General features: G+C 39.0%; 14 protein-coding genes. 3 read left to right on the forward strand and 11 right to left on the reverse strand.

The window, feature by feature from the left end; all coding sequences use genetic code 11:
- Positions 1-19: 19 nt before the first annotated feature.
- From ACQ4MX_RS09680 to ACQ4MX_RS09690, 3 genes are read right to left on the reverse strand one after another with little or no spacing between them, the layout of a single operon-like run.
- Positions 20-2,032, reverse strand: a complete 2,013-nt coding sequence (locus ACQ4MX_RS09680; protein ID WP_431090333.1) for a DUF3732 domain-containing protein — start codon at positions 2,030-2,032, stop codon at positions 20-22.
- 4 nt (positions 2,033-2,036) lie between these two features.
- The gene (locus ACQ4MX_RS09685) at positions 2,037-2,519 is read right to left on the reverse strand and encodes a three component ABC system middle component (protein WP_431090335.1); all 483 of its coding nucleotides are present in this window, start codon (positions 2,517-2,519) and stop codon (positions 2,037-2,039) included.
- 3 nt (positions 2,520-2,522) lie between these two features.
- The gene (locus tag ACQ4MX_RS09690; protein ID WP_431090336.1) at positions 2,523-3,455 is read right to left on the reverse strand and encodes an ABC-three component system protein; all 933 of its coding nucleotides are present in this window, start codon (positions 3,453-3,455) and stop codon (positions 2,523-2,525) included.
- A 1,501-nt stretch (positions 3,456-4,956) separates the two neighbouring features.
- On the opposite strand from ACQ4MX_RS09690, the gene ACQ4MX_RS09695 reads away from it, so the two are divergent.
- The 3 genes from ACQ4MX_RS09695 to ACQ4MX_RS09705 all read left to right on the forward strand — a co-directional run bounded on the left by ACQ4MX_RS09695 (position 4,957) and on the right by ACQ4MX_RS09705 (position 9,122).
- Entirely contained in the window at positions 4,957-7,872 is a 2,916-nt protein-coding gene (locus ACQ4MX_RS09695; RefSeq protein ID WP_431090338.1) for a contractile injection system protein, VgrG/Pvc8 family, read from the forward strand.
- A gap of 36 nt (positions 7,873-7,908) precedes the next feature.
- Positions 7,909-8,682, forward strand: coding sequence for an Imm47 family immunity protein (gene imm47, locus ACQ4MX_RS09700; protein WP_431091292.1), 774 nt, complete (start codon positions 7,909-7,911; stop codon positions 8,680-8,682).
- 152 nt (positions 8,683-8,834) lie between these two features.
- Entirely contained in the window at positions 8,835-9,122 is a 288-nt protein-coding gene (locus tag ACQ4MX_RS09705; protein WP_431090340.1) for a hypothetical protein, read from the forward strand.
- Between the two features lie 29 nt (positions 9,123-9,151).
- Here the strand turns inward: ACQ4MX_RS09705 and ACQ4MX_RS09710 are convergent, their stop codons facing one another.
- From ACQ4MX_RS09710 to ACQ4MX_RS09745, 8 genes are all read right to left on the reverse strand, one after another.
- Complete coding sequence (locus ACQ4MX_RS09710; protein ID WP_431090341.1) at positions 9,152-10,774, reverse strand: recombinase family protein; 1,623 nt, start codon at positions 10,772-10,774, stop codon at positions 9,152-9,154.
- Between the two features lie 90 nt (positions 10,775-10,864).
- Positions 10,865-10,990 (reverse strand): SHOCT domain-containing protein, encoded by a 126-nt coding sequence (locus tag ACQ4MX_RS09715; RefSeq protein ID WP_283657219.1) that lies wholly within the window; start codon positions 10,988-10,990, stop codon positions 10,865-10,867.
- A gap of 64 nt (positions 10,991-11,054) precedes the next feature.
- Positions 11,055-12,206 carry an Ig-like domain-containing protein gene (locus ACQ4MX_RS09720; protein ID WP_431090342.1) on the reverse strand — a complete coding sequence of 384 codons (1,152 nt, stop codon included), beginning with the start codon at positions 12,204-12,206 and terminating at the stop codon, positions 11,055-11,057.
- Complete coding sequence (locus ACQ4MX_RS09725; RefSeq protein ID WP_025682868.1) at positions 12,203-12,493, reverse strand: hypothetical protein; 291 nt, start codon at positions 12,491-12,493, stop codon at positions 12,203-12,205. The genes ACQ4MX_RS09720 and ACQ4MX_RS09725 overlap by 4 nt, the downstream gene beginning before the upstream one ends.
- The gene (locus tag ACQ4MX_RS09730) at positions 12,493-12,804 is read right to left on the reverse strand and encodes a phage head-tail connector protein (protein ID WP_192513229.1); all 312 of its coding nucleotides are present in this window, start codon (positions 12,802-12,804) and stop codon (positions 12,493-12,495) included. The genes ACQ4MX_RS09725 and ACQ4MX_RS09730 overlap by 1 nt, the downstream gene beginning before the upstream one ends.
- Positions 12,797-13,015, reverse strand: coding sequence for a hypothetical protein (locus ACQ4MX_RS09735; RefSeq protein WP_192513228.1), 219 nt, complete (start codon positions 13,013-13,015; stop codon positions 12,797-12,799). Before ACQ4MX_RS09735 ends, ACQ4MX_RS09730 begins: the two co-directional genes overlap by 8 nt.
- 97 nt (positions 13,016-13,112) lie before the next feature.
- The gene (locus ACQ4MX_RS09740; protein WP_025684791.1) at positions 13,113-13,943 is read right to left on the reverse strand and encodes a P22 phage major capsid protein family protein; all 831 of its coding nucleotides are present in this window, start codon (positions 13,941-13,943) and stop codon (positions 13,113-13,115) included.
- Positions 13,944-13,973: 30 nt separating this feature from the next.
- Entirely contained in the window at positions 13,974-14,588 is a 615-nt protein-coding gene (locus ACQ4MX_RS09745) for a DUF4355 domain-containing protein (protein ID WP_192513226.1), read from the reverse strand.
- Positions 14,589-14,706 lie beyond the last annotated feature (118 nt).

Here is a 14,706-nt window from a genome sequence, read left to right on the forward strand (position 1 = left end):
AAGTTCCCATCAAATCAAGTTATAACCATTCCTCTGGGATCAATGCATCATTTCCATCTCTCCATCTGGCAACCACATGTATATCATGTTCTGCGCTTTTCCATGTAATCTCATCAGCATGTTCAATTACTATAATTTGAGTAGAATATTTGTTAAGGTTTTTTAACCTTAAATGAGTAGACAGCGCAGTGAATATTTTTTCAACTCTAACTACATCTTCTTGTTTAAACTGAGGAATCTGTTTTGTTTCATTTTCATCATTTTCTTTTGTGTTTTCGTTTTCGATAATTTTTTCAGGAAAATAGACCTGACTTGGCTGATCAATTACTAAAAAATGAGGAACAGGATTCCAATTTAAACCTTTAAAGTACTCATGTAAAGCAAGCATCGTAGCAATATGATATCCCATCCAGTTCGCGCCACTACCAATTTCCCATAAAAAGTCTTCTCTCTTACCAGATGTTTTTCTTAATGTTAAATTAGTAATATCCAATGAAATAGGATGATCAGCATCTTCGACTCCAAGGAAATCAGCATATCTATTTATTTTACTAGATATATTCTTTAATGCTTCTTTTAAATTTGCTTTAATTTTCTGAGGATTTATTTTTTCCTTTAATATATTTATTTGATTTTCAAGTTCTGTTACTTCATCTTGCAAATTATGATCTTCATGAACCAATTTGTAGTCTTCTAATGCCTTCTCTAATCTTCCGACAAAACGAAAAACTTCTTGCTCTGTTTGTCTGATTCTTCTTACTTCATCTGACTCTACTTCTAAGCTATTTTTCTGTTTCCTGATGTTATTTAGAGATTTTTCTAGCTCGCTTAGCCTTGCTCTAATTTTTACGATTTCTCTATCTAACATATCGTAGGATCTTACAATATCGTTTGAACTTATGTTAATTTTAGTTTGATAATTGTATAATCTATTCAGTTCTTCATAAGCACTATTGTTTTCAGATCCACAAAAGATGCATGTAGTACGAGGTTCTACCAATTTTTGGAACCAATTAGTTGGTTGTAACCTTTCCTGTTGTTTGTCTAGGGATTCATGATAGAGTTTCTCAGATTCAAAAAGCCTGGACATCTTATAAAGCTTTTGTCGAAGAGTTCCGATTTCACGAGATAATTCCAATTCTTCATTTAAAAGTAAGTTCAATTCAGTAACTGCGCTGTTAGTAGCCTGATTTTCGATGAGAAAAATTTTAGAATTAATTAATTGAGGAACTTCCTCTAGATATTTAACATAAACCTGAGTCGACCATCCAATCATAAAATCTGGAGCATTTGGAAGTAGCCCATACTCTCTTGCTTGTGAGTAGTAACTTCTCACCCTATATATCCAATGTTCTGTAGTACGTTTAACTTCATTTAATTCTTTAATCTTTTTAGAATACTCCTGTTCAAGTTCTTTTAGTTGTTGCCTTAAATACAAGGTTTCTTTATCTAGTGCGCCAAGTACTAAAGGAAAAATATTTTTCAAACGCTCTCGATTTTCATAAGTATCAGCTTTATAAAATAGTGTATACGGATTAGCGACTATATGTTGGGGCTGAAATTGGAAGGCGGAAAAATCTCTAAAACTAGCTCTTTTTCCCGCCGCGTTCTCATCAACATCGTCAGTTAAAGTAAGATAAGGCAACGCAGCAATCTCATTTAACTTATTTTTAAGAAAGGTGACATTTGTTTCTGCCGTTGGCCTAGGTAATTTCTCAATTTCAACATCTTCTTTAATAAAGACCTCTGAACTTTGACTATGAACTCCTGGTTCTTTTCGAGCAAATAGTATCTTCTTTCCTTTAACATTAACAACAATCCCGAACCACTCAGTTTTGTCTCTAATTAATCCGACTGGAATCGTGCACTTTGAACTTCCTAGACAATAATCAATAATTGGTATTATAGAGGATTTACCTTTTTGACTATCACCTGTAATTACATTGATTTTGTCTAATTCAAATTCTAGATTTCTCTTTTCTTTACTCGAATCTCTTGGCCATAAAATAATATTATTAATCTTAAAGTCCATATATTTAAAACCTCACTTTTAAAAGCTGACATAATTCGTTGAATTCAATAGTTGAAAACCAATAACCAAAACGTTTTGAAGCAGCTAATATTTTTTTTATAGATTCAGCATAATCGTAATTTGAGTTCCCCATTCTTATAGGTAAAAATTCATAACTGCTATTTTGATACAATAATAAATTGCTAGAAAGACATAGATTAAGTGATTTGAGTGAGAGCACTGACATATCTTGCATACGTTCTTGCAATCCTATAAAGAGAGCTTTATCATCATTTAATGAGTTGAAAAGACCACCCTTAAATTTTCTTTTATATACTGCGTTTGCAATGGATTCATTGTATACCAAGGGTAGTACCAGCATAAGCGTTCGCAAATCGATTCCTTTTTTTTCTTCAACTGTTTTATAGTACTCAACTGAAAAAGACCAAAGAGCAAGTGAACCCAAGGCAATATTTTGAACAACTTCATATTCATCTAAATCATCCAATTTTTATTCTCCTTGTCCAAGCAGCATTTTGTATTCAGGATGCCAGCCAATTTGTAACTTATTATTATTGGCTAATCTATGATAACTCCCTCTTGTCAAATAATATTGCTCTGTTGGTTGGTTCGCTAATGGTTCTCTGTGGTCTAATGTTCTTACAAGAATGTTAAATCCCATATCTGAACCAAAATCGTTTATATCTTCACATGCCTTCTGTCCTCTTTTATACTTACGGCTAAATTCAGCAAAAATGATTTTCCATCTTTCCACTAGATTTTGATCGAATCTATCCATTTCCTCCTTAGTAATGTTCCCTTGGATGCTCAGTCTTGTTCTTTCATGTTTACACCTTAAGTAATCCTCAATTGAATCAGTAAGTATATCATCATCTCGCTCAAGTGCTAGTAAATAAAGTTGCCTTACAAAAAGTTCATTGTATTGAGCTTCTTTATCTACTAAAGAAAGTGGAATTAATGAATGGTCCGTTTCAACAAATGTTTTAAGTTTATATCGAGTAATTATCCTTTGAAAATATTCTGTAAAAGTATCCCGTGATAACCAAGCTGGTTTATCGTGGCGCCAACAGTTCATAGCAGAACTATGGACCCATCCAAGTAATGAATCATATATTTCTGAAAAAGGTAAACTTTCTGGTATAAGTAATTTTGATCTTATCTCTTCTTTTAATCCGTCACCATAGCTATTAGCATTCCCATCGCACAGAAAAATTTTCTCAATTAACATACACATAGTTTCGTCATCATACCAACAAACCTTCTCAGCGTAAACTTTCACACTAGCGGGCGCACTCAAAGCAATATTTCTTAAACTTGTCACACAATTGATGACCTCCTCTTTTGTTTGAGCAGCCGCAATTGATTTAACAATCCCTCCCTCTATAATTTTATTTGTAACTAAATGAAACTGTGCATTTTTCACATCAATTTTCCCGCTTGAAATCGCATTTAGCCAGATATGAAGAGTATTCCACAAATCTTTACTATGGTTACCAAACGGTATATTCTTTGAAATAGAATGTTTATCTTGTTCGTATACGTTATTTTCATTATCGCTTTTTGCTTGTTTAACAACATCATCATCAGTTTCAATCCCTACTTTTGCTCCATTCTTGCTATTGACTAGCCAAAATAAGGCTCTTTCGGGTTGGAATAGATAGCCTGCAAGACTACCGGGAGCTACATGCTTTTCGTGTTTATATTTCAGGTCAGATATAACAATCCTCTCCTTAGGGCCTTAAAAATAGTCCAATAAAACTAAGAACCAAACAAAATAAAACTATTGGACTAGTATCTGTTTTCGACATTATGCAACATTTTCCTTCCGAACATATGTTTTACTTTGAAAACTACTAGTGTAGTGCAAATTTGTATATTCACACTATAAACTACATATTTTTTTCCTCAAAATCAGATGAGATAACTATTATATAATTATTTATGTACAGCACTTTTACTGCGAAAATTGTATTTAGGACAATATTACAACCAATCAGCATACTGAAATTAAAAAAAGAATTTCTAAAATTGCTGCAAGAAGAGCCAAAATCACTACGTGATCAGAAACTTTTTTAGAAAAGACCTACTACTCCAGAACTACTTGAGGTCAGTGAGCAAGAGTTTTATAAAGAGAGGATAAACCGTTATTATTGAGAGTACAATAAAAAAATAAACGCTCATAATTATTATGAGCATTCGTCTAGAATGATTTGGTAGTATCTGCTTGCTAGAAGTCACTTCATATATATTTATGCTTCCCCAATATTCCCCTCAGTATATCAATACCACGCACTTCACGTACCTTGTGTATGTACATAATATATGTTCCCACACTCAGCCCTAAACAATTTTCTGAATGCAGGAACATATTCAAATTAATCTTAAGCTCTCGTACATCAATGCTTCTTATCTCGATATATCACTACCACGCACTCCACATGTGTCGAGACGATGGAAGGGATATATTTCTTTTTATTATAAATATTACCTATTTTATCAAAAGCCACTCCTTCTCACCCCCCCCCCCTTTTTTCCAGATATTTAGCCGAATCCATGATCACGATTAAATCAGCCCCGTTCCTGACTTTGAAAGGCAATTGCTCAAAATTACTGTTAGCTTTCTCCCTTCCAGTATTACACATTGAAAATACCCCAACGAATGGGTCATTTTGTAAACTAAATCTCTCTTTCAACCGATATATACATATGTTGGACTGTTATTTAAATATCTCCTCTTGCCCTTTTGCTCCTTAAATGAATGCTTACTTGGGACACCTGTATCCGATTAAGAATGTTTCTGTACCCAACAAACCTTTTAATACATATCTATCTTGACTCAAATTTGTACCCATCTGCGGCTTCTATAATCAGAAGCGAATTCAACTTGAAAATAACCATCGCCTAGAAAGGAGACATGAACTCACTTGAGCCTACTATCAGATGCAATCGGATATGAAAGCCTTCGCTTTTATGGTCCCTTTCAGCCACAACACATCGAAAAGCTTCAAATAACACGTGCCATCAACGACCATGCCTTTTTACATATCAGTGGTATGCTCTCCGAAGAGCAAGGAGCAGCCTGCATCGGACAGAACATGGAGGAAGAGCCGATTGTGATTCGTCAGTTGGATGATCAGGGACAATCGCTGAGAAGACTGTTCCACGGGATTGTTACGCAAATGTCTGTGAATTGCACACGGGGAGTATACACCTTTGAATTGGAAGCCGCTTCCCATTCCTATCAAATGGATATTAAGAGTAAAAAACGTTCCTATCAGGATATTCACCGTACTTATGATGATCTGGTCACTTCGATGGTTCGAAAATATCAATACGGAGATGCCATTGATACCGTAACTAATTATGCCAAGCTGGATACTTTTGTTTTACAATATGAAGAGACCGATTGGGCATTTTTAAAACGCCTCGCTTCTCGCTTTGGTTCAATACTTGTGCCAGAAGTGACCGCAGCCTCACCCAAAGTTTTCTTCGGGATGCCAGAAGGCAAGCAGTATAAGGTGGAACGAGATGTATTTTATCGGGTACGAAAAACGTTTCATGAGTTGGATGCGGAAAAGCTCGGAGAACAACGTGCTGGCTCGTATGTCACCTATATGATTGAAAGTCTACAATACTATGCGCTAGGTGACCTTATCATGTTACCCATCGGACAAGGCAAAGAGTTGGTCGTCGTTCGAGCAGTGACACGGTTAGAGGATGGATTACTGCGTACCCGTTATGATCTCCAAGCGGAACAGAATATTCGCTATGCCCGTTATGAAAACGATCAGGCGACCGGGATTTCGCTGACAGGAACGGTGCTGAAGGTAGAACAGGATTTCGTACAACTTCAACTGGACATCGACCCGAAGCAAGATCCAGCCAAAGCCTGTTGGTTTCCTGTAGCGACTCGATATGTAGCCGAAGAACATAGTGGCTGGTACGATATGCCTGAAATCGGGGAACAGGTCGAACTTTATCTGCCAACAAATCGCGAACAGGATGCCTATGTAACGGATTCGCTCCGACAACAACACCACGAGAATGGACAGCCAGATGTGAAGGTATGGCAACATGTGCAAGGTAGCGGCGTAGAAATGTCTGAGCAAGAACTGACCCTGTCCACCTCGGATGGATTTTCAATTACGCTAAATGAAGATGGTGGCATCACCATCAACAGTCCGGGGAATGTGCAGATTCAGGGTGGTCACGTGAAGCTCGATGCAGGTGAGGAACTGTCGCTGGAAGCTGGAACGGCGCTGTATCTCAAAGGTGGAGAAAGTAGCATGGTGCTGGATGGTGAGACGGATACCAAGTCTCCAGTGATTTATCAGGAAGGGACGGTGAAAGCTCCCGTTTTCGTGGCTGACCTCCCTCCTGTACCTGAGCCACCATTGATGAGCATAAAAGCCTATGAAGCAGCTCAATCAGCAGCCAAAGATTCATCTAGCAGCCAAGCCTCTACCCCTAAAGCAAAAATCACCAGTCCAGCAGAGCTTCAACAGGCGAATGCCTTGATGGGCACGGTGTCCAAGCTATTAGGCTCCATTCCGGTGATGGGGAAAGTGGCTAGTGTAATGTTAAATACAGTTGGTGGACCCGCAGGTAAAGTAGCGGCAACTGTTTTGCAAGCAACTGCATCGATCCCCGTTCGGAGTAAAGGAACACCTACGATTGGAGGAAATAGCAAGGGGAGCGGAGTTCATCCGTTAAAATACTTGGCTGGTTTGGCCATGCAAGGGTTGATTAGCCAGTATGAGCATGAACAAGCGAGACAAGCTTACTATAGCAAGTGGATTTTAGGAAAAGCATATACGAGTGCGCGTCATATAGCTCATTCCGGTGGCCCATTGGAGCTGGTGCAGAACCTATTGAAAGAGTCTAACGCCATGGCTCATGCGTATCAGCAGATCCCTGTAGATCTAAGACAACGCTGGAAGGCCAAGCACGATAGCTACATGGCAGCTGAAAAAGCCAAAGTATCCTATAATTTTGATGAGTATGATAAAGAATTTATGGGTACTATGTGGGTCCTCAGTAAAAATGGAGTTACCGATCAGAAAGCTGCACAAGCTTCTCTTGCCTATAACGAAGCTATCAAAAATGGGGAAATCAAATTAAATAACGGATCAGATGAGTTCGATCCTATCCTAGAACAGACAAAAGCCGCCATGGAAGGTTATAATCTGTGGACGGGAGAACCCATACCCAAATGGCAGGCGGCTTCCATTGTATTTGCCGGTATTGCTTATAATTTTCAAGGCATTAGAGGTTCGCGTGGTGTTAAGTTAAATACGAAATTAAAGCTCCCCTCTGGAAAATTCAAAATTCCAAAGGCCAAATTTGAAAAATCAGGAATTTGGAATGAAAAGCCTAAAGAAATTAATGAAGGTAAGGTAGAACATGTATATGGTCCTTACTATGATGAAGCAAAAAAATTGCATGAATCAAATCCTGAATGGTATCCGAATCCTGACGAGTCTAAAATTGTAAAAGGAAAGGATTTAAAACAGGCACGTGCTGACTACGAGGCACTAGTTAGAAGAGGAGAATTAGATAAAGGTCATCATATTCAAGGACTGGCGTTTGGTGGGGAAAATGCAAATTCAAATATAAAGACCACAGGAGAATCAACCATACGTCGAGAACAGCTTAAGGAATTAGATATGGATTTTTATCATGAAATGGGTTATGGAAAGAAAAATGCAAAGATATTTAAAATATATCAAGATGAAAAAGGCATTATACACTTTGGAAATAACCCTCAACACACAGAAGTTACTGTTTTTCAAAATAAAGTGCTAAAATGGCAGAGAGAAAACGGCCTAAGAAAGAAATAAGAGGGGGAATAATGGCTTGTGAAATATGTTAATCTTATGAATGATATTTGGTTTGGAAAGGCTCCGAGTGTTGACAGTTCGGTTATTAAACAAAATATTTTAAAAGCACAGACAGAACGGGATGTTATATTTAACTTAATTGAACTCTTTAAATTAGGTGATCTCACCCAAAAAACGCTATTAATACAACTAATGAATCAAACTAAGGATGAAGCAGTATTAAATCTTTGTATTAGAGTATTTTGTTCCATTTCTACTCACGACGATCTGAGAGATTCCAACAATCTTATTTTCTTAGGCGAAGCAACAGAAGATGCAGTGAATACATTTGCATCTGCAGCGATTACCTCCCTTTCACTTGATGTAGTCCCCTACCTTTTATCCTTACTTGATGACTGGGATGAAATTAATGAAACCTCGACAATTATTAGAGACTCCATTGATTTCTTTATTAATTTTGAAAATCAATTAGGTGACGAAGCAACAGTTGACGAAATTGGGGAATATTATTTGAATTACACCAAAGACTGTGATACCGATAAATACTATTTTGATCAAAAACTAAGCTTTCCCGGAGACTTGGCGAAAAAGCTCATCGAAAGAATTATGATAGCTGCAAATCATGAATTACCGCTCCAGATGGAATTAATTCCATCCTTATTATCTATTTGGTCAGGTGAGAAAGTTCCAGGAGACTATAATACTGTCATCAATTCAACAAATTATAAAGATTTCATAAACTATATTGAAGGACTTTCAAAGAAAAACTGGGAGAAAGGCCAGAAATATTTTTACGGCCATACATTATAGACGATCTTACGAATAATGAACGATTAGGAATATTATTTCAACAACGAGAAGACCATAACCATTCACCTTTCCTACACAAAAACAATGACTTGCCATCCCTCCCCATCAGAGTTAACATACACACACTCAAACAACGGGAGGGAAAATGTACTATGTCAGATTGGCCAGATTGGTTTCAGGAAGCATTACGCCAACGTTTTTATCAATTAGAACTAGCCAGTGAACAACAGGCTTCAAGTTTATCTGAGGACAAAAATCTATTCACTCAAATGGATCAATTCAAAACCAACCAAAACGAGGATATCCAACGACTGCTATCTGAATGGGAAGAAGCCATAGGCGATCAACTAAGTCAGGACAAACAATCCATGTATATGGAAGGAGTAAAAGACGGGATTCGATTGATTCTTCCCGTCATGCACTCCACAAATATTCTCTAGCCTATTGATCGTTTCAGCCTATGGTTTCTCTAGTCCAATATTTCATCTATGTCCATTCCACTCTTCAAGGTAAAAACAAAATGCGCTGGTGAGAGAATGGTTATCTTCTCCACCAACGCATTGAATAGGTTATCATCAAATTGTTCCAGTATATCCTGCTGTGTGCTTAGTACTTGGATAATTTCATCGACACGTTCCTTGATTTTCGCTTGCTGCTCATGCTCCTGCTCCAGTGTCAGCTTCTGTTGTCGTAGCTCGTTGAGTTCATTGGAAAGTCTGTTCGTTTCTTCATCATATACAATCTCATCAATCTGATTCCGAAGCTTGAGGTTCACCAGTTCCTTCAAATCCGATTTCAATTGTTGCATCTGTCCTTCGATGTCCAATAGCGGTTCTTGCCCTACTTTGCTGGAAAGCACCGATTCAATATTGGCTTTCAACGTCTTTATGAATCCTTTCTTATTCTCATACATCCGGTTGAACAATCGTACAAACGCGGAATGTAAAACTTGTTCATCGACTGATTTGGCATCACAGGCTGCTTTACCTTCATTGACATACGTTTTGCATTGCCATACCACTTTTTTGGATGGGTTATTGCTGTTCCAGGTTCGGCGTTTAAAAATGGCTCCACAACATCCACAATATACTTTACTACTGAGCGCATATTTACTGGAGTATCTTTTACTATCCCCCATCACACTCCCTTTCAACTTGGCTCTCCGTTCCTTTTCCTTTTGCACCGCTTCAAATATTTCCTTGGATACAATCGGTTCATGGTTGTCCTCAATTAAATATTGCTGCTCCTGTCCTTTATTCCTTATTCGTTTGTGGGTTAGAAAATCTACCGTTACCGTCTTTTGCTGAAGCAAAGCTCCGTAATATTTCTCATTGGTCAGAATTAAGGTAATGGAGGAATCCCACCACGTATCGCCACCCGTGACTGTTTTGATGTGATCTCGCATCAAGCCTCTGGCAATCGCCTGATAGCTTTTCCCATCCAAATACTCCTCATATATGCGCCGCACAATCTCTGCTTCTGGCTCGTTAATCACCAGCTCACCCTGCTCGTCCTTATCATAGCCAAGAAAGCGAGTCGTATTGCAGAAGACTTTGCCGTTCTGGAAGCCACGTAATATTCCCCATCGGCTGTTTTCAGAAATGTTTCGGCTCTCGTCTTGGGCAAGGGAACTCAGGATGGTCAGCAATACCTCACCTGTCGTATCCAGTGTATTAATATTCTCTCGTTCAAAGAAAACGGCGACTCCGAGACTTTTGAGTTCCCGTACATATTTCAATAAATCCAGTGTATTCCTAGCAAACCTCGAAATCGACTTGACCAGTATAAGATCCAGTTTACCGTTTCGGGCATCCTGTATCATCCGATTAAAATGTGTTCTATTTTTGGTGCTGGTACCGGTGATGCCTTCATCTGCGTAAATATCAGCCATTTCCCATTCCAAGTTGTTTTGAATGTATTGGGTATAATGGTTGACTTGATTGGTATAGCTCTCCTTTTGCTCCTCGGAATCGGTACTGACTCGACAATAGGCAGCGACTTTCTTCTTTTGAATCGATTGAATTCCCTCTACGATGTCCATCGTTTTAATGGGAACGATCACGACTTTTTTTGCGGTTGCGGCTTGGGCCATAGCTATTTCTCCCTTCGATATCTTCTTTATACGGTCACATGGTATAATACTTGCGGCACATCATCAAGTCCATTTCTGCCCATGTTATAACTATTTGAAAGACTTTTTATTAAGCTGGTCAATGGCTATAAACTCTTCTTCTGTAATGACATGTTGTGATCTCAATTGCTTCAATAGGCTCAGACTGAGTAGGTAGTCGATGGATTTTCGTTGCATATGTATGTGGCTCCTTTGAAATAAAAAATGGCTCACCTCTAAGGCAAGCCGGTAGATATAAAGCTCAGAATAAATTTTTAAGGCTAATGGTCTTTTCTATGGTCATGCTAGGATCGCTTACTAAGGTGGCCGTCAACACAAGGGCTTTATTGTTCGCTCCACTACTGCTTCCTGCTTTCACCGTCACGCTATTTCCTGTACTCGCTGTCGTGCTTCCCTTAGTAGGAGTCGAATCATCTTGATTTCGTAGGCTCCACTCCACCGACTGGTCAAACACTTCTGTTCCATGATCATAGATATGACTGACATATGAGGCGCTTTGACCTGTTTTGAGGATGGGATTGCCGATAATGGCTATCGAATAGATATGCGTTCCCGTTTCGACGACTCTCATTTCAATGGTACTCAGTGCTGTTGGGTGATACGTTAGTTTTGCAGTAATACTTGCTGGTCCCAAAGCAATGCCCATAACCTGGCCTTGCTGATCTACACTAACCACATTCGGATCACTGGATACATAGGTAATCGCCGGATTCTCTATTGGAATACCATTATCCGTAGCAGTTGCATCCAGCGGTATTGTTTCGTTAAGCAGCACATGGGCCATCGTTCCATGGTTAATTTGTAATGCATATGTATGAGCAATCTCGTACTTCCATCTGTCTGCAATGTTATTTTCCACGTCATCATAAGCTGTATTTATGCTATCTAATATGCAGCTTAACTGGATGATGCCATTCAATGTATGATTTATTCCAACTATTTTAAAAGGCTGATGTGTCATATAGAATCGTTGGTTCAATGCGATGTTTCGCGTGTCTGCATTGTCTTGTAGACTAACCAGAATGTTGCCCTCTGGCATGGAGATAACTTTACCTGTTTCCGTTGAAAACGTTCTGGCTTCTACCACAGAATCAAACCATTTCACCTGTCCATTCCAGTTTAAAGCCAACCATTGATTACATTTTCGCATCCTGCCTCGACAAGACTTTTCATTTTGATCCACCTGACTGGTAATTAAATATCGTTCATAGCGATAGTCTACGATATCTCCTGTATGTAAGAGTGTCGCTGCCCGAATGATTTTTTCATCGGTCATTTGAATGGTATTTGTCGCATCCCGGATCAGAGCAAGCTGTCTTACACCGTTGATATGTACAAGCTCACCTTTTTCTCGAAGAAAGAAATCCATCATCGGCTCTAAGCTCCTTGTCACTCCTCCACCTCCAAACCAAAATCTGGCTTGCAGCGATACAGGTACAACTCCACATAATCATTCCATTCCTTCATATCCAAAATAATAAAGACATCCTTAGCAAATTGGACATAGCCGTTTAATTGCAATAAGGATTCCAGTGGACAGAAAGCTCGATATATTGTCTCCAAGGTGTAACTATCTTCAAATGAAAAGCTTTTGCGATAAGGTTGTACATCTGCCATCACTGACAGAACAGGGTTGAAATGAGTAGCATCTAAAATTTCCAGCTTCGTATCGTAGAACATTAATCTGTTCCGACCTTGATTTTAGGCAGAGGAAGAGTAAGTCGAATACTTGCCGGAATGCCTATTTCATAGGTAGCTGAGCGTTCACCTTCCTGCTTAGTTATAAGTCCAACCGAATCCCTATTTTTATAGAGATACACAGCATAATCGACCATAACATGATCGTATTCCACAGGGAGTGTTGCCACATTACAATAGCCTAGAATATTACCCTTGGCTTTGTTTAAGTAATGAATCAAGATATCGTCTTTAGATATATCTGTTGGCTCCATACTTAATAATCGTTTCATCAAATCCATTTGCTCACTCATGTACTGTCTCCTGTTCCTCCTTTACCTGTGCCTTCTCGGTACGCTTCATATTCTTGACAGTTTGAACTTTCGTTTGGGGTAAATCTTGCTCAGTCTCATCTGGTTTAGGCTCATCCACTTGCTCATAATGATCATTAACCTGTAAACGCAGCAACAGCTCCTGATCCGTGACTTCCCATGTGCAGCCTGTTTCTTGATTCAAAAACCACATCTTATCACCCTCCAAAAAATAAAATAGGGCATCCAAAACGGACACCCCGAACGTGTTTCTTCTATTATAATGTGTTCTCATAATCATACATTTTCAATTAGGACTTATTGGCTGTAAGTACAGCGAGAGCTTCTGGCTTGATACACTTGGCTCCAAACACTTGCAACCCTTTCACTGCATCTGAAAATTGTTTCTCTGGTCTGAATGCTTCTACCGAATCTACTTGTCCCGCAAACGAAATGGCACTTTTATGACCTGCGATGATTTTATACTTGGCTCCTCCTGTATTTGGCACATTGTTGGATTTATAAACGGTCATACCATCAATATCTCCCACATAGCCTGTGCGAATAATATTTGGGTCTTTCGTGAAACGAGCATCTTTCAGCAGCAAGCCATAATACCATGCAGGAACCACCACAAACCGTTCGCTTTCCGGTACATTGTTTTCGTCCAGCAGCACGCCAAGATCAATCAGCATATCATAGGCTGTATCTTTCGTTGGAATTACAGGCGTTGTATCATTGCCCATCGTATTCTCAGCTTTGACCTCTGTGTAAAATCCAGCAAGATACTGATCCACTACATTGGCCAGTCCATACGAGGCTTCCACGATTCCACCATCGAGTAGATTTACATTCGCTTGAGCAGCATCTACATCATCCACTTGAAAATTGAAATATTTGGCCTGATCAATCACCAATGTTTTTTGTGTAGCATCCAGTTCCTGTGGATTACCGATTCCTGCCACCTTATCATAATTGCCAATGCTTACTGCCCCAATCGAATTAATTTTTACCGTTGAGCCTTGCCCTTGAATCTCACCTTCATAATCGGTGTTGACCACGCTCCCATACACCAAATTCTTTTTCAGGCTTTCATTTAAACGTGCGCTCCAAATTGTTGGAATAAAATTCTGTACTGTCATATCTTTTCACCTTGTCCTTTTCGTTTATTATTATTTGTTTTGTAATGCTTGTTTGACTTGATCCCAATGCTGATTAATCTCGTTTTGGGACATCCCTTTAATCGAATCCAATGTAAATGTGCTACCTGTTGAACCAGCCGGAGGTGTATAGCCATCTCCTTTGAGTCGTTGCTCGACTTGCTGTTGTATAGCCAATTGCAGCGATTGTTCCAACATAGCTAAATTCGCTGTCGTCGCTTCTTCATCTGTACCAACAAAAAAATCCACTAACGGGAGTGGAAGTTTCTTTTCGGATGCAATTTTGATCGCTTGGCTGGTTAACCGTTCACGCTGCTTCTCCAGCTTCATATTTTCGACTTCGGCTCGTAGCTTTTCGACTTCAATTTCTTTTTCATCCTTAGCCGGGAATCGCTTCTTGATCTCAGCATCCACTGCACTTTCCAGATGATTGGCTCTCCACGTTTCCAGCGATTTAGCGGATCGTTTGTCCACCGTGCTATCGAACCAACTTTTTGCTTGCTGATTAGATTGGATATATTGCTCCATCCCCTCCACGCTATACGGATTCAAACCCTGAAGATACATTTGCCATTCCTCTTTGGTTTGGTTTTCTTCAATCAACTGCTTCATTTGTTCTAAATTCATTTTAGATAATCTCCTTTATTGCCCATTCGACTACGCAGAACCGAACACGCTTATATATGTATGGAGCCTTTTAATGTCATGCTCAGGACAGGGTTGTTACGCATTAGAAATCACAAAA

The organism is Paenibacillus sp. 8b26 (assembly GCF_050626875.1).
GTDB lineage: Bacteria > Bacillota > Bacilli > Paenibacillales > Paenibacillaceae > Paenibacillus.